Annotated in this window: 21 protein-coding genes and 1 pseudogene; 8 read left to right on the plus strand and 14 right to left on the minus strand. The window is 71.2% G+C overall.

Annotated features, from left to right (window positions below; all coding sequences use genetic code 11):
- Nucleotides 1–22: 22 nt before the first annotated feature.
- The 4 genes from ACH4YL_RS31230 to ACH4YL_RS31245 all read left to right on the plus strand — a co-directional run bounded on the left by ACH4YL_RS31230 (nt 23) and on the right by ACH4YL_RS31245 (nt 4,147).
- A complete protein-coding gene (locus ACH4YL_RS31230) occupies nt 23–841 on the plus strand; it encodes an ABC transporter ATP-binding protein (RefSeq protein WP_398510832.1) in 819 nt (272 codons plus the stop codon).
- On the plus strand, nt 838–2,451 hold the full coding sequence (locus ACH4YL_RS31235) for a transporter (RefSeq protein ID WP_398510833.1): 1,614 nt from the start codon (nt 838–840) through the stop codon (nt 2,449–2,451). The genes ACH4YL_RS31230 and ACH4YL_RS31235 overlap by 4 nt, the downstream gene beginning before the upstream one ends.
- Nucleotides 2,452–2,526: 75 nt before the next feature.
- Entirely contained in the window at nt 2,527–3,369 is an 843-nt protein-coding gene (locus tag ACH4YL_RS31240) for a hypothetical protein (protein ID WP_398510834.1), read from the plus strand.
- Nucleotides 3,370–3,700: 331 nt separating this feature from the next.
- A complete protein-coding gene (locus ACH4YL_RS31245) occupies nt 3,701–4,147 on the plus strand; it encodes a subtilase-type protease inhibitor (RefSeq protein WP_398510835.1) in 447 nt (148 codons plus the stop codon).
- A gap of 379 nt (nt 4,148–4,526) precedes the next feature.
- Here ACH4YL_RS31245 and ACH4YL_RS31250 read toward each other — a convergent pair whose 3' ends face one another.
- The gene (locus tag ACH4YL_RS31250) at nt 4,527–5,390 is read right to left on the minus strand and encodes an alpha/beta fold hydrolase (RefSeq protein ID WP_398510836.1); all 864 of its coding nucleotides are present in this window, start codon (nt 5,388–5,390) and stop codon (nt 4,527–4,529) included.
- Between the two features lie 541 nt (nt 5,391–5,931).
- Entirely contained in the window at nt 5,932–6,624 is a 693-nt protein-coding gene (locus ACH4YL_RS31255) for a metal-dependent transcriptional regulator (RefSeq protein ID WP_398510837.1), read from the minus strand.
- A gap of 260 nt (nt 6,625–6,884) precedes the next feature.
- On the opposite strand from ACH4YL_RS31255, the gene ACH4YL_RS31260 reads away from it, so the two are divergent.
- Nucleotides 6,885–7,640: an SIS domain-containing protein gene (locus tag ACH4YL_RS31260; protein WP_398510838.1), complete on the plus strand. Its 756-nt coding sequence runs from the start codon at nt 6,885–6,887 to the stop codon at nt 7,638–7,640.
- Between the two features lie 37 nt (nt 7,641–7,677).
- Here ACH4YL_RS31260 and ACH4YL_RS31265 read toward each other — a convergent pair whose 3' ends face one another.
- Both ACH4YL_RS31265 and pdxH read right to left on the minus strand, forming a co-directional pair.
- Entirely contained in the window at nt 7,678–9,087 is a 1,410-nt protein-coding gene (locus tag ACH4YL_RS31265; protein ID WP_398510839.1) for a PAS domain-containing protein, read from the minus strand.
- A 445-nt stretch (nt 9,088–9,532) separates the two neighbouring features.
- Nucleotides 9,533–10,159, minus strand: a complete 627-nt coding sequence (pdxH, locus tag ACH4YL_RS31270; RefSeq protein WP_398510944.1) for a pyridoxamine 5'-phosphate oxidase — start codon at nt 10,157–10,159, stop codon at nt 9,533–9,535.
- A gap of 411 nt (nt 10,160–10,570) precedes the next feature.
- On the opposite strand from pdxH, the gene ACH4YL_RS31275 reads away from it, so the two are divergent.
- Nucleotides 10,571–11,671 (plus strand): citrate synthase 2, encoded by a 1,101-nt coding sequence (locus ACH4YL_RS31275; protein WP_398510840.1) that lies wholly within the window; start codon nt 10,571–10,573, stop codon nt 11,669–11,671.
- On the opposite strand, the gene ACH4YL_RS31280 is transcribed toward ACH4YL_RS31275, so the two are convergent.
- From ACH4YL_RS31280 to ACH4YL_RS31325, 10 genes are all read right to left on the minus strand, one after another.
- Entirely contained in the window at nt 11,650–12,690 is a 1,041-nt protein-coding gene (locus tag ACH4YL_RS31280; RefSeq protein ID WP_398510841.1) for an isopenicillin N synthase family dioxygenase, read from the minus strand. The genes ACH4YL_RS31275 and ACH4YL_RS31280 overlap by 22 nt on opposite strands.
- Before the next feature lie 392 nt (nt 12,691–13,082).
- A complete protein-coding gene (locus tag ACH4YL_RS31285) occupies nt 13,083–13,685 on the minus strand; it encodes a TetR/AcrR family transcriptional regulator (protein WP_398510842.1) in 603 nt (200 codons plus the stop codon).
- Complete coding sequence (locus tag ACH4YL_RS31290; protein WP_398510843.1) at nt 13,673–14,407, minus strand: enoyl-CoA hydratase family protein; 735 nt, start codon at nt 14,405–14,407, stop codon at nt 13,673–13,675. Before ACH4YL_RS31290 ends, ACH4YL_RS31285 begins: the two co-directional genes overlap by 13 nt.
- A complete protein-coding gene (locus ACH4YL_RS31295) occupies nt 14,404–15,984 on the minus strand; it encodes a 4-coumarate--CoA ligase family protein (RefSeq protein ID WP_398510844.1) in 1,581 nt (526 codons plus the stop codon). Before ACH4YL_RS31295 ends, ACH4YL_RS31290 begins: the two co-directional genes overlap by 4 nt.
- 56 nt (nt 15,985–16,040) lie before the next feature.
- Complete coding sequence (locus ACH4YL_RS31300) at nt 16,041–17,174, minus strand: acyl-CoA dehydrogenase family protein (protein WP_398510845.1); 1,134 nt, start codon at nt 17,172–17,174, stop codon at nt 16,041–16,043.
- A complete protein-coding gene (locus ACH4YL_RS31305; protein WP_398510846.1) occupies nt 17,171–19,051 on the minus strand; it encodes a biotin carboxylase N-terminal domain-containing protein in 1,881 nt (626 codons plus the stop codon). The genes ACH4YL_RS31300 and ACH4YL_RS31305 overlap by 4 nt, the downstream gene beginning before the upstream one ends.
- Nucleotides 19,052–19,058: 7 nt before the next feature.
- Nucleotides 19,059–20,657 (minus strand): acyl-CoA carboxylase subunit beta, encoded by a 1,599-nt coding sequence (locus tag ACH4YL_RS31310; protein ID WP_398510847.1) that lies wholly within the window; start codon nt 20,655–20,657, stop codon nt 19,059–19,061.
- Complete coding sequence (locus tag ACH4YL_RS31315; protein WP_398510848.1) at nt 20,654–22,336, minus strand: acyclic terpene utilization AtuA family protein; 1,683 nt, start codon at nt 22,334–22,336, stop codon at nt 20,654–20,656. Before ACH4YL_RS31315 ends, ACH4YL_RS31310 begins: the two co-directional genes overlap by 4 nt.
- On the minus strand, nt 22,333–23,130 hold the full coding sequence (locus tag ACH4YL_RS31320) for a TIGR03084 family metal-binding protein (protein WP_398510849.1): 798 nt from the start codon (nt 23,128–23,130) through the stop codon (nt 22,333–22,335). The genes ACH4YL_RS31315 and ACH4YL_RS31320 overlap by 4 nt, the downstream gene beginning before the upstream one ends.
- Before the next feature lie 81 nt (nt 23,131–23,211).
- Nucleotides 23,212–24,162: an EamA family transporter gene (locus ACH4YL_RS31325; RefSeq protein WP_398510850.1), complete on the minus strand. Its 951-nt coding sequence runs from the start codon at nt 24,160–24,162 to the stop codon at nt 23,212–23,214.
- A 78-nt stretch (nt 24,163–24,240) separates the two neighbouring features.
- On the opposite strand from ACH4YL_RS31325, the pseudogene ACH4YL_RS31330 reads away from it, so the two are divergent.
- Both ACH4YL_RS31330 and ACH4YL_RS31335 read left to right on the plus strand, forming a co-directional pair.
- Nucleotides 24,241–24,381: pseudogene (locus tag ACH4YL_RS31330) on the plus strand (LysR family transcriptional regulator); the annotation flags it as partial.
- A gap of 56 nt (nt 24,382–24,437) precedes the next feature.
- On the plus strand, nt 24,438–24,857 hold the full coding sequence (locus ACH4YL_RS31335) for a pyridoxamine 5'-phosphate oxidase family protein (protein ID WP_398510851.1): 420 nt from the start codon (nt 24,438–24,440) through the stop codon (nt 24,855–24,857).
- Nucleotides 24,858–24,863 lie beyond the last annotated feature (6 nt).

Genomic DNA, 24,863 nt, shown 5'->3' on the forward strand with positions numbered 1-24,863 from the left:
GGACATCGAAGGGCAGGGCACCATGCCGGACCAGGCAATTGGAGCCGAAACGGCGGGCGGGGCGCGAACAGCGCCGCCCGCCGTCCGCGTTGAGGGACTGTGGAAGAGGTTCGGCGAGCAGATCGCGGTCGCCGGCATCGACCTCACACTGCCCGCGGGCCAGTTCATCGGCCTGGTCGGCCCGAACGGCGCGGGAAAGACGACCACCCTGTCGATGGTGACGGGCCTGCTGCGACCGGACCAGGGCCGGGTCGAGGTGGCCGGCCACGACGTGTGGCGCGACCCGGTCGAGGTCAAGTCCCGGATCGGCGTGCTGCCGGAGGGCCTGCGCCTGTTCGAGCGGCTCTCCGGCCGTGAACTCCTCGGCTACAGCGGCCGGCTGCGCGGACTGCCCGGCGAAGAGGTCGACAAGCGGGCCGCGCAGCTGCTCGACGTACTGGATCTGGCGGGCGCGCAGCACAAGCTGGTCGTCGACTACTCCACGGGCATGCGGAAGAAGATCGGTCTGGCGGCGGCGCTGCTGCACAATCCCGAAGTGCTGTTCCTGGACGAGCCGTTCGAGGGCGTCGACCCGGTCTCCGCACAGACGATCCGCGGAGTGCTGGAGCGGTACACCGAGTCCGGCGCGACGGTGGTCTTCTCCAGCCATGTGATGGAGCTGGTGGAGTCGCTGTGCGACTGGGTCGCCGTGATGGCTGCCGGACGGATCCGGGCGCAGGGCCCGCTGGCGGAGGTACGGGGCGACGCGAAGTCGTTGCAGAGCGCGTTCCTGGAACTGGTGGGCGCGAACGAGCGGGACCACGCGGAGTCGCTGGACTGGCTCGGCGGCGGTGCACGTTGAGCACGGTCTCCGCCACCCCCGCCGCGTCGCTGGCGCCGATCTTCATACGGCTCAAGCTGTCGCTGCTGCGCAACGGGCTGCACCAGTCGTCGAGCCGCACCGCCGCGTTCGTCACCTCGCTCGTCGTCACGCTGCTTCTCGCGGCAGGCCAGTTGATCGGCCTGATCGCCCTGCGCGGAAACGATCACGCCGCGTCGGTGGTCGTGCTGCTCACCGCGGTGCTGGCGCTCGGCTGGGCCGTGATGCCGCTGTTCTTCCCGAGCGGTGACGAGACGCTGGACCCGACCCGTCTGGTGATGCTGCCGCTGCGTCCCGGGCCGCTGGTCCGGGCGCTGCTGGCGGCCTCACTGGTCGGCATCGGGCCGCTGTTCACGCTGTGCCTGACGGTGGGTTCGGCGCTCGCGCTCGCGCACGGCGTCGCAGCGCTGCTCGTCTCGGTGGTCGCCGTCCCGCTGACGCTGCTGGTGTGCGTGGCACTCGCGCGGGCGGTCGCCGCGGGCAACATCCGGCTGCTGACCTCGCGCAAGGGCCGCGATCTGGCCGTACTGAGCGGTCTGGTGATCGCGGTCGGCATCCAGGTCGTCAACTTCGGCGCGCAGCGCCTGGGCGAGTCGGGCGGCCTCTCGGCGCTCGACCCGGCGGCGGGGATCGCCCGGTGGGTGCCGCCGGCGTCGGCGATCGGCGCGATCGACTCGGCGAGCGAGGGCTCGTACGGGATCGCGGTCGCGCAACTCGCACTGTCGGGCGCCGCGTTGCTCGCGCTGCTGTGGTGGTGGCAGCACAGCCTGACCAAGCTGATGACGTCGCCGGACGGCTCGACGCTCGCCGCGGCCTCGGAGCCGACGCGCAAGGAGTCCTCGACCGGTCTGCACCATCTGCTGCCCGAGGGCCGCACGGGCACGGTGATGCAGCGCAGCCTGCGTTATGTGTGGCGGGACCCGAAGACGAAGGCGGCCTGGGTGACGGCGCTGGCGATCGGTCTGATCGTGCCGCTGTTCAACGCGCTTCAGGGCACGGGCTCGATCTACTTCGCCTGCTTTGCCGCCGGGATGCTCGGCATCCAGATGTACAACCAGTTCGGGCAGGACACCTCGGCGTTCTGGATGGTGGCGCTGACGATCTCGTCCACGAAGGACGCGTACGCGGAACTGCGGGCGCGTGCACTGGCGTTGCTGGTGATCACCCTGCCCTACACCGCGCTGGTCACTGCGCTGACCGCCGCGCTGCTGGGCAACTGGGAGGCGCTGCCCGAGGTACTGGGCCTGTCGTTCGCGCTGCTCGGCGCGATGCTGGCGACAGGAGCGGTGGCGTCGGCCCGCTTCCCGTACTCGATCCCGCAGGACAGCGCGTACAAGAACGTCGCACCGGGGCAGGGCGGGCTGGCCTGGATCTCGATCTTCGGCGGCATGATCTCGGCCGCGGTGCTGTGCGCGCCGGTGATCGCGCTGACGATCTGGATGCACGCGTCGGGCGCGGACTCGGCGCTGTGGCTGATGCTTCCGGTGGGGGCGGCGTACGGGCTGCTGATCGGGTGGGCCGGGGTGCGGGTCGCGGCGCCGCAGACGGCGAACAGGCTGCCGGAGATTCTGACGGCGGTCAGCAAGGGTTGAGGCGGGCCGGCGGAGGCGCCAGGGGCGCATGGGGTGCTTCGCACGGTGAGGCGGCGTGCGGATAGCGTGACGACCATGTCTACGCCGCCTCCGAACCCTTACACGCAGCCGCAGTTCCCGCAGCAGCAGCCGCAGTTCCCGTCGTACCCGCAGGCACAACCTCAGGCCCAGCCGCAGCCGGGGTACGGGGCTCAGCCGCCGTACCCGTACCAGCAGCAGCCGTACCCGGGGCAGGGCGGACCCGGTGGCTGGGGTGCGCCGCCGCCTCCGCCGCGGAAGAACAAGGGGCCGATGATCGCCCTCATCACGGTGGGGGCGATCGCGGCTGTGGCGGCGTTCTCCTGGTTCGGGAACAACGTCGTCGGCGGCGGAAGTGGCGGCAGCAGCGAGAGCTTCCCGGAGGCGACGCACGAGCTCACCCGCCCCCAGACGCTGCTCGGCGGCCGGTACAAGCTGGACGACGACATGTCCGAGGACTACCAGGACGAGTTGGCCGGGACCAGCGAGGCCAATATCCGCGACGCCCAGGGCTCCATGGCGCGTTACCTCTCGCAGGCCGAGGGAGGCGTACTGATCGTCTCTGGCATGCACGGCCGCATCAAGGACCCCGACGAGGCCCGCAGCAGGATCCTGAAGGGCGCCGGGGACTCGGACGGCTCCACGATCGCCGTACCGGCGAAGGACTTCACTCCGGCCGGCTCGGAAGTGGCCATCACCTGCCAGGTGTTGACGACGAAGCAGACGGACGGCGCCGCGAGCACGCTCCCGATGTGTGCCTGGGCCGACGGGAACACGACCGCGGCGATCGCCCTGACGAGTGTGAAGACGGCGAAGCAGTCCCCGCAGGAGGTCGACCTCAAGGCGGTGGTGGAGGAGACGGTGAAGGTCCGCGAGGAGATGCGCCGGCCGATCGCCTGACGGCGCGTCTGCGCACGGCCTTCTGTATACGTTCGCGAACCGCGACGGGCCGGGCCGGACCTCATGGAGCGACAGTTTCCAGTCGAAGCGGTTCTGCGAGACGCAGAACCGTTTCGGCGTTTTCGCAGCTCAGACGATAGTTCTGGCTTATACCAACGATGATCGTCCATATGCTGGACGCCCCGTCACACCCGCTCCGAGCTGCCCGAACGACCATTCGGTCCGGGTGTTCGAATGTGCGCGGCCGGAAAGTGGTGATCAATGTGCACTCACTGTCCGCATACGCAAGACTCCCGACCGCAATCTCCCCCCGAATGAAGGAGTTTCACACATGCGTTACCTGCGGAGCACAATCGCCACGACTGCCGCCCTTTTCCTGAGCGCCGCCGCGGCGGGCACGGCGGGCGCCCAGCCCGCGGCCCAGCCCGCCGGCACGAACAGCCTCTACGCCCCGTCGGCCCTCGTGCTCACGATCGGCAAGGGCGAGACGGCTGCGACGGCCACGGTCCAGCGGGCCGTCACCCTCACCTGCTCGCCGCGCCCGGAGGGCACGCACCCCGCGCCCAAGGCGGCTTGCGCCGAACTGCACACCGTGAACGGCGAGTTCTCGGCCCTGGCCGACACCCCGTCGCAGAAGACCTGTACGCGCCAGTGGGACCCGGTCGTCGTCACCGCCAACGGCGTGTGGCAGGGCAAGCACGTCACCTGGTCGGCCATGTACGGCAACATGTGCGAGATGGAGGGCAGCCTGGCGGACGGCACGGTCTTCTCCTTCTGACGGAACGTTCCGCCGTAATCCACCAGGCAGGCAGCACGCCCCCGCAGAAGACACACACGAGTCGTCCTCCCGCACGGCGTTGATCTCCTCGCAGCCGGCGCAACGCCGGAAGACGACCTCGTATGTGAACCCGTCAGACCGACCGAGCCCGACCCGGTCCAGCACGCCGGCCACCACCGGCGAGGAGCCGAGGTCGGGGCAGGAGCCGGTCGACTGGTTGCTGACCTCGCTGACGTAGCTGACCGCCCAGCCGCTGCCGCCGCGGCTGACGGCGATCACCCTCGCACCGGCACCAACCCGCGCCGCGCGCAGGCGACATGCTCACTGCGCCGCCCGCCGCCCGCCGCTCCCCGGCGGGACAGCAGCGCCGGACCGCACGTCACGGCGTGCGCACACCGTCCAGAAACGGCTCGATCGCCGTGCGCCAGCCCTCCGGCTGGTCGTAGTGGACCAGATGGCCCGCGTCCGCCACCTCCGCGTACTCACCGCGCGGCAGGACCCGGACCATCTCCTGGGCCTCCGCGCGGCCCAGTTCGCCGTCCAGGCCGCGGACCACCAGCGTCGGGCACTGGACCTGCGCCAGCTCCTCCCAGTGGGCGTCGTGGACCCACGTTTCACGGGACTTGAGCATCTGGCGGCGGGAGAAGACCGGACGCCAGCCGTCCGCCCGTTCCGCCATGACCTCGGCGAAGAACTCTCCGCGCGAAGGGCTGGGATGCTCGACCCACGGGTCGTCCTCGCCGTACCACTTGCGCACGTCCGCCAGCGTCGCGAACGGGACCGGCCACGAGCGGAACCAGTCCTCCCACTCGCGCTGCGACGCCGCCCCCAGCGCCGACGCCCGCATGTCACAGATGATCAACGCCTGGACCAGGTCCGGGCGTTTGGCCGCGAGCTGCCAGGCCGTCAGCGCGCCCATCGAGTGGCCGATCAGGGTCACCGGGGCCAGGCCCAGTTGTTCGACCGCGGCCTCGGCGTCGGACACGTACGCCTCGCGCGTGAACGGACCCTCCGCCGGTTTGTCGCTGCGGCCGTGGCCCCGCTGGTCGAGCGCGACCGCCCGGTGCCGCTCCGTCAGCCAGCGTGCCGTGGACGCCCAGTGCGAGGCACGGCCCATCAGGCCGTGCAGCAGTAAGACCGCGGGGGCATGCTCTGCCTCGCCACGACCCTTGGGCGGATCCGCGAACTCCCAGGCAGCCAGGCGTACGCCGCCGGCTCCGGTCACGTCGATGCGCTGCACCATGTGCCTGGCACCCCCTTCTCTCCCCCGGGTCGTCCCGCTCGGTCGCTACCGCAAGACTATCGAACCTTTATTCGAAAACTCGGCTCTGGCGCGCAACACCCCTCATTCGAGTGACCACGCTCAAGGATTGACTCCGACCGGCGAGGGGAGATCTTCAACGGGAGGCGGGCCGATCGGGGAAGACGGTCCGAAGGGAATGACCCTGAGAGCTCGGGGCTCCGGGTCAGCACAGGGGAGGACAGGCCCCGGCGCCCATGGGCGCCGGGGCCCCTCTGCGCGTAGGAGGTGAATGCGAATGCGCTGCGGTGGTACGAGATCTGCTGCGGGCGCCGAAGTGCGCACCGGGCGTACAAAGGGCGCATACCGCCATCCTCCCCCTGGCTCCGCCGGGGGGACCCCCACCCCAGCCATGGGTCATCTGCCTCAGCCACAGCCTGGCACGCGTTTCGCCCGGGCGCTGCCATTCCGGACGGAAAACGGTTTCAAGGATACGGAAGGCGAGCGACCGCATCGCCTCCGTGACCGGGATTACCCCCAGCCGTTACCTCTTGGCCACGAAGACATGCGACGCCACTTCCGCGTCCAGCTCCGCCGCCTCACCGCTGCTGCCGACCAGCACTCCACCCGCGGCCTCCGTCACACTCACCACCGAACCGGGCTGCACGCCCGCCCGACGGAGCGTGTACATCAGCTGGGCGTCCGTCTGAATCGGCTCGCCGATCCGGCGCACAACCACCGTCTTGCCGTCCGTACCCGGGTCCAGGTCCGCCAGCGAGACCATGCCGTCGTCCAGGAACGGGTCGGCCTCCGCCTTCTCGCCCAGCTCCTCCAGACCCGGAATCGGGTTCCCGTACGGCGATTCCGTGGGGTGACGCAGCAGCTCCAGCACGCGCCGCTCCACCGCCTCGCTCATCACGTGCTCCCAGCGGCAGGCCTCCGCGTGAACCTGCTCCCACTCCAGGCCGATCACGTCGACCAGCAGACACTCCGCGAGCCGGTGCTTGCGCATCACGCGCGTCGCCAGCCGGCGGCCCTCATCGGTCAGCTCCAGGTGACGGTCGCCGGCCACCGTCACCAGGCCGTCCCGCTCCATACGCGCCACGGTCTGGCTCACCGTCGGACCGCTCTGGTCGAGCCGCTCGGCGATGCGGGCGCGCATGGGCACCACACCTTCCTCTTCCAGCTCGAGGATGGTGCGGAGATACATCTCCGTCGTGTCGATCAATCCGGACATACGTGCCCCTCGATGCTCTGACATGAAAAACGAGTCGTGCGCTGCGGCCCCGACCCAATTCTGACGCATCCCACTGACAAGCGGGCCGCGCCCGGGGAACCCGGCCGGGGAGCCTGCATTGCGGGAGTCTGTATTGACAGGGCAATGGTCCAGACCGCAACGTGATCCGCGGCACGAGTATTCCCACGCGGGTCATCCCGCCGCGTTCTGTACGTACCCCGTACGGCTGCGCGTTCCCCCACCTCCGGAAGGGCTCGGCGATGAGCGAGAGCAAGCTGGCCGGTCAGTTCATCGACGCCGCGATCGGTCTGCTGCAACGCGTACGCGAGGAGGAGGCGGGCACCATCGCCGCCGCCGGAGAGACCATCGCGGACACCGTCGCCGCGGGCGGCCGGCTCTTCGCCTTCGGCGCCGGACACTCCTCGCTCGCCGCGCAGGACGTCGTATACCGGGCCGGCGGCTTCGCGCTGATGAACCTGCTCGCCGTCCCCGGCGTCGTCGGCGTCGACGTCATGCCCGCCACACTCGGCTCCGCGCTGGAACGGGTCGACGGCCTCGCGGGCGCGGTGCTCGACTCCAGCCCGGTCAAGTCCGGCGACGTACTGGTGATCATCTCGCTCTCCGGCCGCAACGCACTGCCCGTCGAGATGGCGATGAACGCTCGGGCGCTCGGCCTCAAGGTCATCGGCGTGACCTCGGTGGCGTACGCGGAGCAGACCAAGTCCCGGCATGTGTCCGGCACCTTCCTCAAGGACCACTGCGACATCGTCCTCGACTCCAAGATCGCGGTCGGCGACGCGGAGCTGACCCACGAGGGCATCGAGGCGCCGTTCGCGCCCGCCTCCACCGTCGTGACCAGCGCGCTCATGCAGGCGACGATGGCGGCCGCGGCGGAGCGGCTGGTGGAGCGAGGCATCGAGCCGCCGCTGCTGCGGTCGGGCAATGTCGACGGCGGGCACGACTGGAACGGCCGCGTGATGACGGAGTACGGCGACCGGATCTTCTACCGCCGCTAGCCGTTAGGGAGTGTCGGGGGCGGCGACCGGCCGCTCACTACTCGCGCTGGTCGCCCTCGCCGCCCGTCGACTGCACCAGATCCAGCGCCGAGGCGGTCAGGACCGCCATGCTCTCCGCGTACACCGCGTCCGTGCGCTCGAACGCCGGGCGGCTCGCGCCGCGCAGGAAGGTCACCACGCCCAGCGTGCGGCCACGGCTGCGCAGCACCGTGCACAGCGCGTGCACCGTGCCCGCCGGCCACTGGCGGTCCGTCGCCCACGTCGCCGGACCCCCGCTCGCCGGAACGCTCGCACGGACCGACCCGTTGCGGTCGGCCGCCTGGAGCGCCGGATGCCCGTGCGGATAGCGGACCGGGATGCCGCCGCCCGCCACCGGCACGACCGGGCCCGGCGCGCCCGACGGCGTCGCGGCCGTACGAACCAGCCGCCGCCCGTCCGGCCCCAGCAGATCTATCAGCGCATGGTCGGCGAAACCCGCGAGCGCGAAGTCCAGATACGCCGTCGCCGCCTCCATCGGGTCCTCGCACTCCGCGGCGGCCCGGCCCGCACGATGCAGCTGACTGGAACGGAACCGCAGCCGGTTCGCCTCCTGCTCGGCGAGCTTCTCCTCCGTCACGTCGTCGAACATCCAGCCCACCCCGAGCGGCACCGGCTCCTCCGCGAGCGGGGACGCCAGCCGCAGGAATCCACTGCGCCAGCACCGCCGCCGCTCACCGTCGCCGGCCGCCAGCGTCACCCACACATCCGTGAGCCCACGCGGCGCACCCTCCGACAGCACATGGTGCAGCGCGCCCTCCAGCTCCTCCACGCCCTGGACCACCAGCTCACCCAGCGGCCGCCCCAGCGGCGAGGTGCGGCCGGCGCCGAGAGCGCGGGCCGCATTGCCGTTCACGACCGTCGGCCGCAGATCGACATCGACGAGGACGACGCCCCAGGAAGCGTCCTCGAACAAAGCCTCGCTCAGCGCGATGGAACGCTCCAGGTCGATCTGCGCATGCACCTCGCTGAAGGCGCAGTACACCCCGTTCGGCTTCCCGTCCGCGCCGAGAACCCGCGCCGACTGAGTCCGTACGAGCACCCGCCCGCCGTCCTTGCGCAACAGCGCAAACTCATGCACCTGCCGCCCGGGCCCGTCCATCGCGGCCATCAGCCGCCCCTCGACCTCCCCGGCATCCGCGCTCCGCACGGCCCAGCCGGCAAACCCGCGCCGCCCCACGGCCTCCTCCGGCGACCAGCCGAGAATCCGCTCGGCCTCACGGTTCCAGTGGGTGATGGTCCCGTCCGCGTCAAAGGCACAGAGCGCGGCATCCATCCCATCGAGCAGCGCAGCAAGCAACTCCGACCCGGGCACCACCGCAGGCTCCGGCCCGGGCTCCGCACCCGCGCCTTCCCGCTCGGGCTCGTCAGGCCCCAGGGCGTTGGCTGTCTCACTCTTGGAAGCACTCATCCTGAACCCCCTGCAGGACGTGGCCGCGCGAGCTGTCGCGTCTACAGATCATTGAACTCGAACGTGACGCAGGACACACGCGGTTCCTGCAAATCGTTGCACGGCGGAAACGCGGCGCCGCACGGCGGCCCTTCTTCGGCATGGTCCTTAAATGGGTTGTACCCCGCCGCGGTGCTTCCTAGGGTGTCGTTCACACGTGAAAGGAGGTGGCCCGGAAGTGATTTCTTCTCGGACTCGTGAGGTGACTGCGGGCTGACGGCCCGTCGTCGCACTCTGTGTGCAGCCGACTGATCGTCGGCCGAAATTCCAAGCAGTCACCGACCCGCGGGCTCGCCGGTAAGTCCGGCCGGCTCCTCCGTAAGGAGGGACCAGAGCCCGCGGGTTTCTGCGTTCCCGGCCCTCGGCTTCCCGGCCTCCGGCCCCTGGCTGCTTTCGAGCCGGCGGCTCATGGCGCCAGCCGCTCCACCCGCCATCCCGGCTCCCCCGTACGCACATAGCGCAGCCGGTCGTGCAGCCGGTTCTCGTGGCCCTGCCAGAACTCGACCGTCTCCGGCGTGATCCGGTACCCGCCCCACTCCGGCGGCGCCGGTACCTGTTCGCCCTCCGGGTAGCGGGAGGCCAGCTCCTCGTAGGTGTGCAGGAGTTCGTCGCGTGAGGCGATCACCGAGGACTGGGCGCTGGCCCAGGCGCCGAGCTGGGAGCCGTGCGGGCGGCTGCGGAAGTAGGCGACCGTTTCGTCGCGGCCGATGCGGGTCGCCGTGCCCGTGACGATGACCTGGCGGGCCAGCGGGTGCCAGGGGAAGAGCAGCGAGATGTGCGGGTTGGCGGCCAGTTCGCGGCCCTTGCGGGAGGCGTAGTTCGTGTAGAAGACGAAGCCGTCCGCGTCGTACTGCTTGAGCAGCACCGTGCGGGAGGACGGTTGGCCGTCCTCGGTCGCGGTGGAGACGATCATGGCGTTCGGCTCGTGCAGTCCGCCGGCCGCGGCCTCGCCGAACCAGCGGGCGAACTGGTCCATGGGGACGGCGGCAAGGTCCGTCTCCAGGAGCGGTGTGGAGCGGTACTGCTTGCGCATCGCGGCCGGGTCGTGGGATTCGAGGTCGTCGATGGAAGCGGGGTGGACGGCGGAGTCCGGGTGCGGTGCGGCGTCTTCGGCCGCGGGGCCATCGGCCACGGGATCATCGGTCACGGAGTCATCCTGCCGCAGCGCCGTCGCGCCGCGGTGCACGAGTTTGCCCGGCACGGAGTGCCGCCAATCCTCCTCGTCCGAATTGGTGCAGTGTGCCGGACGTCACGCTTCCCCGCATCAGCCGAACCCGCCAAAATCTTGGGTCGGGCCACTGTGGCCCCCTTACAGCAGGGGTTATCGTGCCTGCCTCCCCGGCGATTGGGTGACCACCATCCGCACGGGGCATCACCGGGGTGTCCGACCCACAAGGGACAAGCACCCGCCACGCCTGTCGTACGCACCTTGAGGAGCCGCCTGATGTCCGACTTCGTACCTGGACTCGAAGGAGTCGTCGCGTTCGAGACGGAGATCGCCGAACCCGACAAGGAGGGCGGCTCGCTCCGCTACCGCGGCGTCGACATCGAGGATCTGGTCGGCCATGTCTCCTTCGGGAACGTGTGGGGGCTGCTGGTCGACGGCGCGTTCAACCCCGGGCTGCCGCCCGCCGAGCCGTTCCCGATCCCGGTGCACTCCGGCGACATCCGCGTGGATGTGCAGTCGGCGCTGGCGATGCTCGCGCCGGTGTGGGGGCTCAGGCCGCTGCTCGACATCGACGAGGCGCAGGCCCGTGAGGATCTGGCGCGGGCGGCCGTGATGGCGTTGTCGTATGTGGCACAGAGTGCCCGCGGGCAGGGTCTGCCGATGGTTCCGCAGCGGGAGATCGACAAGGCGACGTCGGTCGTGGAGCGCTTCATGATCCGTTGGCGCGGCGAGCCGGACCCGCGGCATGTGCGGGCGGTGGACGCGTACTGGACTTCGGCGGCGGAGCACGGCATGAACGCGTCGACGTTCACGGCGCGCGTCATCGCTTCCACCGGGGCGGATGTCGCGGCCGCGCTGTCGGGCGCGGTCGGTGCGATGTCGGGGCCGCTGCACGGCGGCGCGCCGTCCCGGGTCCTCGGGATGATCGAGGAGATCGAGCGCACCGGCGACGCGACCGCTTACGTGAAGCGGGCGCTGGACAAGGGCGAGCGGCTGATGGGCTTCGGCCACCGCGTGTACCGCGCCGAGGACCCGCGCGCCCGTGTCCTGCGGCGTACGGCCAAGGAGCTGGACGCGCCGCGGTTCGAGGTCGCGGAGGCGCTGGAGAAGGCGGCGCTGGAGGAGTTGCACAACCGCCGTCCTGACCGGGTGCTGGCCACCAACGTGGAGTTCTGGGCGGCGATCATGCTGGACTTCGCGGAGGTCCCGGCGCACATGTTCACGTCGATGTTCACCTGCGCGCGTACGGCGGGCTGGTCGGCGCACATCCTGGAGCAGAAGCGCACGGGCCGCCTGGTGCGGCCGTCGGCGCGGTATGTCGGGCCGGGGTCGCGGGATCCGCGCGAGATCGCCGGTTACGACGACATCGCCGGCTGACGTTCCTGTGCCAGCAGGTCGGCGTGGTGGCGGGCCGCCACCAGCGGGTGGGCCCGCAGTTTGCCCTTGAGTTCGTTGCGGCCGTACTCCGCGAACAGCGGGTTTGCCGGGTCGACGCGCACTCCGGGCGCGTTCGCCGCGTACGGGAACGCCAGCGGCTCGATACGGGCGTCCAGACGCGGGTTGTAGAAGAACGGCACCGAGTACCGCTCGGTGGCGCCGGGCGGGCTGACGACGCGGTGGTTGGTGGCCTTGAGATAGCCGTTCGTGGCGACTTCGAGCAGCTCGCCGAGGTTGACCACGAAGGCGCCGGGCAGCGGCGGGACATCGTGGAAGGCGCCGTCCTCGCGTTCCACCTGGAGGCCGCCGATGCGGTCCTGGTGGAGCAGCGTGAGGAAGCCGTAGTCCTTGTGCGCGCCGACGCCCTGGGCTGCGCCGTCGCCCGCGCTGCCGGGGTAGCGCACCAGCTTGAGGTGCAGATGGGCGCGGTCGCCGAAGAGGTCGTCGTAGAAGTCCGGCGGTGCGCCGATCGCGGCGAGCAGTTCGTGCAGCAGCCGGTCGGCGACGGCGCTGAGGCGGTCGATCCAGGCGAGTGCTGCGGTGCGCAGCCGGGGCAGTGCGGCGGGCCACTGGTTGGGGCCTTCCAGCCACCAGTAGCCGGGCTCGCCGGGCCCGGGTATGTGGGCGGGACGCTCGGCGCCGATGTCGAGCTGGTCGCGCCAGTCGCGGCTGCCGCCGGTGCGTTCGTCGCCGGTGCGGGTGTAGCCGCGGAAGTGCGGTGAGTTGATGTTGTCGATGGCGAGCCGGTCGGCCTCGGGCAGCGCGAAGAAGGCCCGCATGGCGGAGGTGAGCGCGGTGGTCTCGGCCTCGGTGACGCCGTGGCCGGTGAGCTGGAAGAAGCCGACGTCGTGGGCGGCGCTGTGCAGCTGCGCGTGCAGCAGGGCGCGGGCCTGGCCGCCGCGGTCGGCGGCGGAGAGGTCGATGACGGGAAGCTGAAGGGGCGAGCTCAAGTGCGACATGGGTACGTCCGCGGGGTGTACGGGGTTCCGCGGGAGCGCCGGGGGTGGGGCGGGCCGCGGGTGCCTGGATGGTGAGGGGGCTGAGTCAGGCGGAGGGCCGACAGCCCATGCTCGTGACGCGGACGAAGTCCACGTGGCGGCGGCGTACGAGCAGAACCATCTGGCCAGGGTACTGCGGGTCGGGCGGAACAGCGGTGTCCCGGGTCACAGCGGATCGGCGGATCGGCCCGAGGGCCGGTGAGCGGGTCGGCCGGACAGCCGGACAACGCGTCGGCGCGTCAGCCGGACTGCCGGACTGCCGGACAGCGGACCGTAGGTCTGCCGGTGAGCGGTCAGCCCGTCAGCCGGACCGCAGGACGGCCGGACAGCCGGTCGTTGGGAGCGGTCGACGCTCAGTCCAGCACCTCGTCCAGCAGCGCCGCCCACTGCGCCACCACCCGCTTCCGGCGCGCCGCGTCGTCCGTCAGCAGGTTCGCGAGCCCCAGCCCGCGCGCCATGTCGAGCAGGCCCTGGACCGTTTCCCGTACGCCCGGACGCGACTCGTCCACGTCCAGCAGCCGTACCGCGATCCGGTGCGTCTCACGGCCGACCTTGCCTTCCAGCTCCGTGACCCGCGGCCGCAGTTGCTCCTCGTTGGAGGCCGCCACCCACAGTTGCAGCGCCGCGCGGAACAGGGGGCCGGTGTAGAGGTCGACGAGGGCGGCGACCACGGCCGTACGGTCCTGGGTCGGCAGCGCCCGCAGCGCCGAGGAGCGTTCCTCCGCGACGTACTCGACGGCCGCGGTGAACAGGTCCTCCCTGGTCGGGAAGTGGTGCTGGGCCGCGCCCCGTGACACGCCCGCACGCTCGGCGACGACGGAGACCGTCGAGCCTGCCCAGCCGTGTTCGGCGAGGCAGGACACCGCGGCCTCGAGCAGCCGCTGCCGGGTGGCCCGGCTGCGGTCCTGCTTCGGCGCCTTGGCCGCGGCGGTCTTCGGCGTGGCTACAGCTCCCATGCGGGATCCCGTCGTTCGAGGAAGGCCGTCATGCCTTCGCGCGCGTCGGCCGAGGCGAACAGCGAGGCCGAGCGCTGCACCAGGTCTTCCGCGTCCCGGTCGAAGGCCTCCAGCACCTTAGCCGTGACCAGCTGCTTTGCCGCGGCCAGGCCCTGGGGCGCGGCCTTGCGCAGCCCGTCGAGCAGCGGGGCGAGCGCCGCGTCGACGTCGTCGGCGGCGAGCGTGAGCAGTCCGATGCGGGCCGCCTCGGCCGCGTCGAAGCGCTCCCCGGTGAGGTAGTAGCGCTCGGCCGCGCGCGGGTCCAGGCGCGGCAGCAGCGGAAGCGAGATCACGGCGGGCGCGACCCCGATCCGTACCTCCGTGAACGCGAAGTCCGAACCGCTCGACGCCACCGCGATGTCGCAGGCCCCGAGCAGCCCGAGCCCGCCGGCCCGCGTCTTCCCCGTGACGCGGGCCACCACCGGTTTCGGCAGCGTGACGATCTGCCGGAGCAGTTCGACGAACGTGTACGGATTGGGCGGGGCCTTCAGGTCGGCGCCGGCGCTGAACGTGGACCCGGTGTGGGTGAGCACCACCGCCCGTACCGACTCGTCCTTGGCGCACTCGCCGAGCGCCTGCGCCAGCGCGCCGACGAGCCGCGCCGACAGCGCGTTGCGGTTCGCCGGCGAGTCGAGCGTCAGGGTGGTGATGCCCCGCTCGTGCGCGGTGGCGAGAAGTGTCACGTGGTCTCCCTCTCCCGATCCCTCAGCTCGCGTCGGAGGATCTTTCCGGATGCGGCGCGCGGCACGCCGTCGATGAATTCGACGCGGCGGATCTTCTTGTACGGGGCGACCCGCTCGGCGACGAAGGCCATCACATCGTCCTCGGTGAGGTCGTCGGCGCCGCGCTGCCGTACGACGTACGCCTTCGGGATCTCGTTCCCGTCCTCGTTGTACACCCCGATCACCGCCGCGTCCGCGATGGAGTCGTGGGTGAGCAGCAGCGCCTCCAGTTCGGCGGGCGGGACCTGGTAGCCCTTGTACTTGATGAGCTCCTTGACCCGGTCGACGACGAAGAGCCAGCCGTCGGCGTCGACCCGGCCGATGTCGCCGGTGTGCAGCCAGCCGTCGGTGTCGATGATCCGGGCGGTGTCGTCGGGCCGGCCGAGATAGCCCTTCATCACCTGCGGGCCGCGGATCGCTATCTCGCCGTCCTCGCCGGGCGCGGCGTCCTTGGCGGGATCGTCGAGGGAGACGATCCGCATCTCGGTCGACGCGATGAGCTTGCCGACGGTGCCGGGCGGCGGGTTCTGCGCGTCGAGGGGCACGAGGTGGGTGCCGGGCGAGAGTTCGGTCATGCCGTAGGCCTGGCCGATGGGCGGGAGGCCGAGCCGCTTGGAGCAGGCGGCGGCCAGTTCGGCGTCCAGCGGTGCGGCGGAGCAGATGATGTTGCGCAGCGACGACAGGTCGTACTGCGCGACCGCCGGGTGTTTGGCGAGCGCCAGCACGATCGGCGGGGCGACGTACAGGGCGGTGATGCGGTGCTTCTCGATGGCCGCGAGGAAGGTCTCGAGCTCGAATCGGGGCAGTACGACGACGGTCGCGCCCTGCCGCAGCGGCGCGTTCATCAGCGCGGTGAGGCCGTAGATGTGGAAGAACGGCAGCACGGCCAGAATGCGTTCGCCGGGGCCGAGCGGCATCAGCGGATACAGCTGCGCGAGGTTGGTGGCGATGGACCGGTGCGTGAGCATCACGCCTTTGGGGACGCCGGTGGTGCCGGAGGAGTACGGCAGCGCGGCGACGTCCTCGGCCGGGTCTGTCTCGATGTCCGGCTCGGGCGCGGTCGAGCCGAGCATGTCGAAGATGCTGACATGGCCTTCGGCCTGGTCGCAGACGAAGATCTCCTGGATGCCGCCGACGAGTTCGGCGGCCCGGCGGGCGGCTTCGAGGAGCGGTGAGACGGTGACGATCCAGCGGGCGGAGGAGTCGCGCAGCTGCTTGGCGAACTCCTCCGCCGTGGCGAGCGGATGGACGGTGGTGACGGTCGCGCCGGCGCGGGTGGCTCCGTAGAAGACGGCGGGGTAGGCGACGGTGTTGGGGCTGTGCAGGGCCAGTACGTCGCCCTTGCGCAGCCCGGCGGCGGCGAGCGCGGCGGCGATCCGCCGGTGGAACAGGTCGAGCTGCGCGTAGGTGACGGTGGTGCCGTTGACGCCGTCGATCAGCGCGATCGTCTCGCCGTACTCGGCTGCCCGGCCGAGCACCGCTTCGTGGATCGGCTCGATGACGGCCGGGACGTCTGCGTACTCGCTCTGAAACACCATGTCGGCCCCTCGGTGAGTCGGTGAGTCCTCCGTGTGGACGGCCAGAATCTCCTTAATCAGTACGACTTGGGGAGACCCAGGGACTGGTGGGATACGTAATTGAGGATCATCTCGCGGCTGACTGGCGCGATCCGGGCGACGCGGGCCGCGGTGATGAGGGAGGCGAGGCCGTACTCGCGGGTCAGGCCGTTGCCGCCGAGGGTGTGGACGGACTGGTCGACGGCCTTCACACAGGCCTCGCCGGCGGCGTACTTGGCCATGTTGGCGGCCTCGCCGGCGCCGATGTCGTCGCCGGCGTCGTAGAGGGCGGCGGCCTTCTGCATCATCAGGCGGGCGAGTTCGAGTTCGATGTGCGCCTGGGCGAGAGGATGGGCGATGGCCTGGTGCGCGCCGATGGGTTCCTTCCAGACCTGGCGGGTCTTCGCGTACTCGACGGCCCGGGCGAGCGCGTAGCGCCCCATCCCGATGGCGAAGGCGGCGGTCATGATGCGCTCGGGGTTGAGCCCGGCGAAGAGCTGGAGGAGACCGGCGTCCTCGTCGCCGACGAGCGCGTCGTGCGGCAGGCGGACGTTGTCGAGCACGAGCTCGAACTGCTTCTCCTGCGCGTGCAGTTCCATGTCGATCTGCGAGCGCTGGAAGCCTTCGGCGTCGCGGGGCACGATGAAGAGACAGGGCTTGAGTTTCCCGGTGCGGGCGTCTTCCGTCCGCCCGACGATGAGCGTCGCGTCAGCGATGTCCACCCCGGAAATGAAGACCTTGCGCCCGCTGAGGATCCAGCCGTCGTCGGTGCGGCGCGCGGTGGTCGTGATCCGGTGGGAGTTCGACCCGGCGTCGGGCTCGGTGATGCCGAAGGCCATGGTGAGGCTGCCGTCCGCGAGTCCGGGCAGCCAGGCGGTCTTCTGCTGCTCGGTGCCGAACCGGGCGATGACGGTGCCGCAGATGGCGGGCGAGACGACCATCATGAGCAGCGGGCAGCCGGCGGCCCCCAACTCCTCCAGCACGATGGACAGTTCCTGCATCCCGCCTCCGCCGCCGCCGTGCTCCTCGGGAAGGTTCACCCCGAGATAGCCGAGTTTGGCGGCCTCGGCCCACAGCTGCTCGCGGTCGTACCCGCGCCCGTGCCGCTGCCCGAGGGCGGCGACGGCGGCGCGCAGATCGGTGTGCTCCTGACGTTCTACGACGCTGCTCATGCTTCCTGTTCCTCCTGTACGACGGCGAGCAGGGCACCGACCTCGACCTGACGGCCGGGTACGGCGTGAAGTGCGGTGAGTGTGCCGGAGGCCGGGGCCACGATCCGGTGCTCCATCTTCATGGCCTCCAGCCAGACGAGCGGCTGTCCCTGTTCGACCCGGACGCCTTCGCCGATGCCGTCGGCCACGCGGACGACGGTCCCGGGCATGGGCGCGAGCAGCGATCCGGGGACGGCGCGCTCCTCGGGGTCGGTGAACCGGGGCCGGGCGGTGAGGGCGTACGAGCCGAGCGGGCTGTCGATGTGGACGCGGCCGTCGCCGTGGTCGGTGACGTCGAAGTGGCGTACGACGCCGTCGATTTCGAGCGCGACGCGACGGGGGCCGGCGCCGACGACGCGCACGCCGGGCATGTCGTCGACGGCGTACCCGCCACTCCGGGTGGGCCGGTAGCGCACCTCGTGCTCGCCGTAGCCCTTGACCTGGGGCTGGGAGGTCAGGTTGCGCCATCCGCCGAACCTCCCGCTCCGGGATGCCGCGTCCGCGAGTGCCGCGGCGGCCGCGGCGTACGCCTCGCCGGGCGCGGCGCTCGTCAGCTCCTCCAGGTTCCGCTCGTAGAACCCGGTGTCGAACTCCGCGCCGGCGAACTCCGGATGTTCCAGCGACCGTACGAGCAGCTCCCGGTTGGTCACGGGCCCGTGCACCCGCGCCCGCCGCAGCGCGTGAGAGAGCCGCCGCAGGGCCTGGGCGCGGGTCGGTGCCCAGGCGATGACCTTGGCGATCATGGGGTCGTAGTGCACGCCGATGGTGTCGCCGTCGCTGTAACCGGTGTCGACGCGCACGGCCGGAGGCTCGCCCGGGACCCGGAACTCGTGCAGGACGCCCGTCTGCGGGGTCCACTCCTGCGACGGGTCCTCCGCGTAGAGGCGGGCCTCGATCGCGTGGCCGCGCGGTTTTGGGGCATCGCCGAGTGGCGTGCCCTCCGCCACCTGGAGCTGGAGTGCGACGAGGTCGAGGCCGAACACCGCTTCCGTCACCGGGTGTTCGACCTGGAGACGGGTGTTCATCTCCAGGAAGTGGGCCCGGCCGTCCGGAGCGACCAGGAACTCCACCGTGCCCGCACCCCGGTAGCCCACCGCCCGTGCCGCGGCCACCGCCGACTCGTGGAGCGAGGAGACCAGCTCCGGCGCCAGGCCGGGGGCCGGGGACTCCTCGATCACCTTCTGGTGGCGGCGCTGGAGCGAGCAGTCGCGCGTGCCGAGCGCCCATACCGTCCCGTGCGCGTCCGCCATGATCTGGACCTCGACATGGCGGCCGCGTTCGATGTACGGCTCCAGGAACACCTCGCCGTCGCCGAAGGCGGACGCCGCCTCGGAGCGGGCCGCGGCCAGCTCACCGGGCAGCGCGGACAGCGAGCGCACGATCCGCATGCCGCGGCCGCCGCCTCCCGCCGCCGCCTTCACCAGGACCGGGAAATCGGCTTCCGTCACATCGACGAGGGGCGCCAGACCCATGAGCTTTTTCGCCTGCGTCTTCGACGCCATCGCCTCGATCGCGGACGCGGGCGGGCCGATCCACACCAGCCCCGCGTCCTCGACCGCCCGCGCGAACTCCGCGTTCTCGGACAGGAATCCGTACCCCGGGTGCACCGCGTCGGCTCCCGCTGCCAGCGCCGCTTTCACGATCAGCTCGCCGCGCAGATACGTGTCCCCGGGAGCTGCCCCCGGCAGCCGTACCGCCGCGTCCGCCTCCCGTACGTGCAGCGCCGACCCGTCCGCGTCCGAGTACACCGCGACCGTCGCGATGCCCAGCTCCCGGCACGTGCGGAAGACCCGGCACGCGATCTCGCCTCGGTTGGCGACCAGAACAGACCGAATCATCAGGACCTCACATCCGGAAGACGCCGAAGCCGCCGCGCGCGCCTTCGACCGGGGCCGTATGGATCGCGGACAGGCACAGCCCGAGGACGGTACGGGTGTCACGAGGGTCGATCACACCGTCGTCGTACAGCCGCCCGGACAGGAACATCGGCAGGGACTCGGACTCGATCTGCGCCTCCACCATCGCGCGCAGGCCCGCGTCCGCCTCGTCGTCGTACGGCTGCCCCTTCGCCGCCGCCGACGCGCGCGCCACGATCGACAGCACGCCGGCCAGCTGCTGCGGCCCCATCACCGCGGACTTGGCGCTCGGCCAGGCGAAGAGGAAGCGCGGGTCGTAGGCCCGGCCGCACATGCCGTAGTGCCCGGCGCCGTACGACGCGCCCATCAGCACCGACAGATGCGGCACCTTCGAGTTCGACACCGCGTTGATCATCATCGCGCCGTGCTTGATGATGCCGCCCTGCTCGTACTCCTTGCCGACCATGTAGCCGGTGGTGTTGTGCAGGAACACCAGCGGCACGTCCCGCTGGTTCGCGAGCTGGATGAACTGTGCGGCCTTCTGGGACTCCGCGCTGAACAGCACGCCCTGCGCGTTGGCCAGTACGCCCACCGGATAGCCGTGCAGCGATGCCCAGCCCGTCACCAGGCTCGGCCCGTACAGCGGCTTGAACTCGTCGAAGTCCGAGCCGTCCACGATCCGCGCCACGACCTCCCGCGGGTCGAACGGCGTCTTGAGATCCTCCGGCACGATGCCGAGCAGCTCCTCCTCGGCGTACTTGGGCCCGGGCGCCGGTGCCGGATCGGCGCTCGCCTTGCGCCAGTTGAGCCGGGCGACCACGCGGCGTGCCTGCCGCAGCGCGTCCGGCTCGTCGAGGGCGAAGTAGTCCGCGAGACCTGACGTACGGGCGTGCATCTCCGCGCCGCCGAGCGATTCGTCGTCGCTCTCCTCGCCGGTCGCCATCTTCACCAGCGGCGGCCCGCCGAGGAAGACCTTCGACCGCTCCTTGATCATGATCGTGTGGTCGGACATGCCGGGGACGTACGCGCCGCCGGCGGTCGAGTTGCCGAAGACGACGGCGATCGTCGGGATCCCGGCCGCCGAGAGGCGGGTGAGGTCGCGGAAGAGCGCGCCGCCGGGAATGAAGATCTCTTTCTGGGACGGCAGATCCGCGCCGCCGGACTCGACGAGGCTGATGCACGGCAGCCGGTTCGCGTACGCGATCTCGTTGGCGCGCAGGGCCTTCTTCAGGGTCCACGGGTTGGACGCGCCGCCGCGTACGGTCGGGTCGTTCGCGGTGATCAGGCATTCGACGCCTTCGACGACGCCGATGCCGGTCACCATCGACGCGCCCACCGGATAGTCGCTGCCCCACGCGGCGAGCGGCGAGAGCTCCAGGAACGGTGTGTCCGGGTCGAGCAGCAGCTCGATGCGTTCGCGGGCCAGGAGCTTGCCGCGCTTCCGGTGCCGGGCGGTGTACTTCTCGCCGCCGCCCGCGAGGGCTTTCGCATGCTCGGCGTCGAGTTCGGCGAGCTTGCCGAGCATGGCCTCGCGGCGGGCGGCGTACTCGGGACCGGCGGTGTCGAGAGCCGAGGAGAACACGGTCACAGCAGTACCTCCGGGATGTCCACGTACCGCGAGCGGAGCCACTCGCCCAGCGCCTTGCCCTGCGGGTCGAAGCGGGCCTGCGCGGCCACGCCTTCGCCGAGGATTCCTTCGACGGTGAAGTTCAGGGCCCGCAGATTCGGCAGCACATGCCGTACGACGGTCAGTTCCGCCGTCTCGGGAAGCAGCGCGCGGAACCGCTCCACGGTCAGCTCGTGGGCGAGCCAGCGCCAGGCATCGTCGGACCGGGCCCAGACGCCGACATTGGCGTCGCCGCCCTTGTCTCCGCTGCGTGCCCCGGCGATCAGCCCGAGTGGCGCGGCGCGGCGGGGCCCGTCGGGCCACGGCTCGGGCAGCCCGCCGTCGACGACGACCTCGACTGCCCTGGTCCGTACGGGAGTCGGGATCACGACCTGCCGGCCGTCGGGCAGTACGGCCGTGTGCGTCACCTCGGCCGCGTCGATGTGCTCGGCCTCGAAGACCCCGTACGGCGCGCCCTTGCCCGGCGGAGCCGTGACATGGAACCCCGGGTAGCTGCCGAGCGCCAGCTCGACGGCCGCGCCGCTGACCGCGCGGCCGACCTTCTCGGCGTCGCTGTCGCGCACGACGAGCCGAAGGTAGGCGCTGGCACGCTCCTCGGTGTCGCCGTCGGCCCGCTCCGTACGGGCCAGTTCCCAGCGCACTTCGGCCGGCCGGTGTTTGCCGAGGGCGTCCTCCAACTGGTCCCGCACCAGGCGGGCCTTGGCCTCGATGTCGAGTCCGGTGAGGACGAACACGACCTCGTTGCGCCAGCCTCCGATGCGGTTGAGGCCGACTTTCAGCGTGGGCGGCGGGGCTTCGCCGCGTACGCCGGAGATCCGTACGCGGTCGGGCCCGTCCTGCTCCAGCCGTACGGTGTCGAGCCGGGCGGTCACGTCCGGGCCCGCGTAGCGCGCGCCGCCGGTCTCGTACAGCAGCTGCGCGGTGACGGTGCCGACGTCGACGAACCCGCCGGTGCCGTCGTGCTTGGTGATGACGGAGGTCCCGTCGGCGTGGATCTCGGCGAGCGGGAAGCCGGGCCGGCGTACGTCGTGCCCGCTGAAGAACGCGTAGTTGCCGCCGGTGGCCTGGGTGCCGCACTCCAGGACATGCCCCGCGACGACCGCGCCCGCGAGGGCGTCGAGGTCGTCCTCGCCCCAGCCGAAGTGGGCGGCGGCGGGCCCGGTGACGAGTGCGGCGTCGGTGACGCGGCCGGTGACGACGACATCGGCACCGGCGCGCAGGCAGGCGGCGATGCCCGCGCCGCCGAGGTAGGCGTTGGCGCTCAGCGCGCCGGGGAAGCGGCCGGCGAGCTCGTCGCCCTCGACATGAGCGACCTTGACGGGGACGCCCACGCGGTCCGCGAGCTCCCGTACGGCGTCGGCGAGCGCGGCCGGGTTGAGCCCTCCGGCATTGGTGACGATCTTCACGCCACGCTCGTGGGCGAGCCCGAGGCTCTCCTCCAACTGCTTGAGAAAAGTCCTGGCGTAGCCGAGACGAGGGTCCTTCAGCCGGTCGCGGCCGAGGATGAGCATGGTGAGCTCGGCGAGATAGTCGCCGGTCAGGACGTCGAGAGGGCCGCCGGTGAGCATGTCGCGGACGGCGTCGAAGCGGTCGCCGTAGAAGCCGGACGCGTTCCCCACTCTCAGGACGGGGCCGGTCATTGGGCCGCACCCTTCGGCGCGCGGCCGGGACCGGCCGGGCCCGCGAAGGACTGGGCGATGTCCAGCCACTGGTCCGCGTCGGGGCCCTGGGCCCGTACATCCAGATCCGCCCGGTTCGCGCGCTGCGTCACCAGCAGGCAGAAGTCCAGCGCGGGCCCGGTCACGCGCTGGGCCGCGTCCTCGGGACCGAAGGTCCACGGCTCGCCGCCGTCCGGCGCGGTCAGCTCCACCCGGAACGCCTCGGCCGGCGGCGTCAGCGAGCGCACACCGAAGGCGTAGTCCCGCGCCCGGACGCCGATGTACGCGACATGCCGCAGCCGCGCGGTCGGTTCGCGTACGACGCCGAGCGCATCCGCGATGTCCTGCCCGTGCGCCCAGGTCTCCATCAGCCGCCCGGTCGCCATCGACGCGACGCTCATCGGCGGCCCGTACCAGGGGAAACGGGCCTTGGCCGGTGCCTCGCGCAGGGCCAGCTGAAGCCGCTCGCGCCCCTCGCGCCAGCGGTCGAGCAGCTCGTGCGGCGGCAGTGCGGCACCCGCCTCGGCTCCTTCGTCGACGAAGGAGTACGGCGCGGCGAACGCCTTCTCGGTCTCGACGGCGAAGGCCGCGGCGTCGGTGACGGCGAGCAGCGCGGCGGCATCGGTCCAGGCGAGATGCGCGATCTGGTGGGCGACGCTCCAGCGTGGCGCGGGCGTCGCGAGCGCCCAGGCGCTCTCACTCAACTCGCTCACCAGCTGGTCGAGTTGATGGCTCTCATCGCGCAGATCGTCGAGTACGACGGTCGGGTCGGACACGGTGCGCTCCCTCGGGACACGACGTTGTGTGTCCCGGAGCATGGCACCGTACAGAGAAACAAGCAAGCATGCTTGCTTTGATTAGGCCTTCGTTTTCTCCCGCGTCGCGGGCCTGCCGCCCACCTGCGTCCGCACGGCCCCCATGCTCGCCCCGATGACCAGCGCGATCGCCAGCGCGTCGGTCGCGGAGAGCGCCTGATGCAGCACGAGGAACCCGGCGGTCGCCGCGATCGCCGGCTCCAGGCTCATCAGCACGGCAAAGGTCGACGCCGGCAGCCGGCGCAGCGCCAGCAGCTCCAGCGTGTACGGCAGGACGGAGGACATCAGCGCGACGGCCAGCCCGAGGGCGAGTGTGGAGGGCACGACCAGCTTGGACCCGGCCTCCGCGATGCCCAGCGGCAGACTCAGCACCGCGCCGACGGCCATGGCCAGCGCAAGCCCGTCGGCCTGCGGGAAGCGCCGGCCGGTACGCGCGCTGAAGACGATGTACGCGGCCCACATCGCGCCCGCCGACAGCGCGAACAGCGCGCCCACCGGGTCGAGCCGGTCGAAGCCGCCGCCGCTGAGAAGGACGACGCCGCCGAGAGCGAGCCCGGCCCAGACGAGGTTCACCAGCCGCCGCGACACGATCACCGACAGCACGAGCGGCCCGAGCACCTCGAAGGTGACGGCGGCGCCGAGGGGAATGCGCTCGACGGCCTGGTAGAAGAGGATGTTCATCGCGGCCAGGACGGCGCCGAAGGCGACGACGGTGCCCCAGTCGGCACGCGAGTGCCCACGGAGCCGGGGCCGGCAGACGACGAGCAGGACGAGGGCGGCGAGGACGAGCCGCAGCGTGACGACGCCGAGGGCTCCGGCGCGAGGCATGAGCAGTACGGCGATGGCGGCGCCGAACTGGACGGACAGACCGCCGGCGACGACGAGAGCGACGGGCCCGAGGGTGCGGCGCGACCCGGCTGTCCGGGCGCTCGCCTCCAGCGCGGCAGCTGCCTCCGGCTCGTTGGCAACGACTACGGTGCGGCCCTCGTCCACCAAAAACCTCCCTGGTCCGGCCTCCACGCTACGGCCCATCTCCCGCCACGTGAAATGCCGACTGTGCTGCGGTTATGCTCCGCGTCCGACGAGGCCACGGACGCTCGGCGGCTGCGACGGTGGCCGCTGCGCCTCGGCCACGCGTGGTCCGCACTCGGCCCGTACACCACCCCGCTGCTGCGCCGCCGGCCGCGTGAGCACCGCGAGACCCCGCTCGAACACAGCTGCCCGGCCACCGGCGGGCCGGCCCGCCTTCCCCGTGCTAGAGAGGTCGTATGAACCGCGACGACCTGATCTGGTTCCTCCGCAGGTACAAGCTCGCCGTTCAGGCCTCCGTGGGCCTGGACGGAGCGCCCCAGTCCGCGGTCGTCGGCTATGCCGTCAGTGACGACCTGGAGATCGTCTTCGACACCGTCGAGACGACCCGCAAGTGCCTCAACCTGCGCGCCGACCCCCGCATCTCCCTCGTCATCGGCTGGGACGACGCGATCACCGCCCAGATCGAGGGCGTCGCCGACTTCCCTTCCGGCGCCGAGCTCGAACGCCTCCAGGCGTGTTACTTCACCGTGTACCCGGACGGCCGGGACCGTCTCACATGGCCCGGCATCACGCACGTACGGGTGCGGCCCAGCTGGGTGAGGTACAGCGACTTCACGCAGGATCCGCCGCGGATCATGGAGGTCCCCGTCGGGTGACCGCCC

The organism is Streptomyces sp. NPDC020681, assembly GCF_044334895.1.
In the GTDB taxonomy this organism is placed as follows: Bacteria; Actinomycetota; Actinomycetes; order Streptomycetales; family Streptomycetaceae; genus Streptomyces.

Coding starts and splice junctions, on each gene's coding strand:
- ACH4YL_RS31305 (WP_398510846.1), bottom strand. CDS start 19,051: ATGATTCGGTCTGTTCTGGTCGCCAACCGAGGCGAGATCGCGTGCCGG.
- ACH4YL_RS31230 (WP_398510832.1), top strand. CDS start 23: ATGCCGGACCAGGCAATTGGAGCCGAAACGGCGGGCGGGGCGCGAACA.
- ACH4YL_RS31245 (WP_398510835.1), top strand. CDS start 3,701: ATGCGTTACCTGCGGAGCACAATCGCCACGACTGCCGCCCTTTTCCTG.
- ACH4YL_RS31240 (WP_398510834.1), top strand. CDS start 2,527: ATGTCTACGCCGCCTCCGAACCCTTACACGCAGCCGCAGTTCCCGCAG.
- ACH4YL_RS31255 (WP_398510837.1), bottom strand. CDS start 6,624: ATGTCCGGATTGATCGACACGACGGAGATGTATCTCCGCACCATCCTC.
- ACH4YL_RS31295 (WP_398510844.1), bottom strand. CDS start 15,984: ATGGTGTTTCAGAGCGAGTACGCAGACGTCCCGGCCGTCATCGAGCCG.
- ACH4YL_RS31280 (WP_398510841.1), bottom strand. CDS start 12,690: ATGTCGCACTTGAGCTCGCCCCTTCAGCTTCCCGTCATCGACCTCTCC.
- ACH4YL_RS31285 (WP_398510842.1), bottom strand. CDS start 13,685: ATGGGAGCTGTAGCCACGCCGAAGACCGCCGCGGCCAAGGCGCCGAAG.
- ACH4YL_RS31300 (WP_398510845.1), bottom strand. CDS start 17,174: ATGAGCAGCGTCGTAGAACGTCAGGAGCACACCGATCTGCGCGCCGCC.
- ACH4YL_RS31335 (WP_398510851.1), top strand. CDS start 24,438: ATGAACCGCGACGACCTGATCTGGTTCCTCCGCAGGTACAAGCTCGCC.
- ACH4YL_RS31260 (WP_398510838.1), top strand. CDS start 6,885: ATGAGCGAGAGCAAGCTGGCCGGTCAGTTCATCGACGCCGCGATCGGT.
- pdxH (WP_398510944.1), bottom strand. CDS start 10,159: ATGCGCAAGCAGTACCGCTCCACACCGCTCCTGGAGACGGACCTTGCC.
- ACH4YL_RS31315 (WP_398510848.1), bottom strand. CDS start 22,336: ATGACCGGCCCCGTCCTGAGAGTGGGGAACGCGTCCGGCTTCTACGGC.
- ACH4YL_RS31265 (WP_398510839.1), bottom strand. CDS start 9,087: ATGAGTGCTTCCAAGAGTGAGACAGCCAACGCCCTGGGGCCTGACGAG.
- ACH4YL_RS31250 (WP_398510836.1), bottom strand. CDS start 5,390: ATGGTGCAGCGCATCGACGTGACCGGAGCCGGCGGCGTACGCCTGGCT.
- ACH4YL_RS31275 (WP_398510840.1), top strand. CDS start 10,571: ATGTCCGACTTCGTACCTGGACTCGAAGGAGTCGTCGCGTTCGAGACG.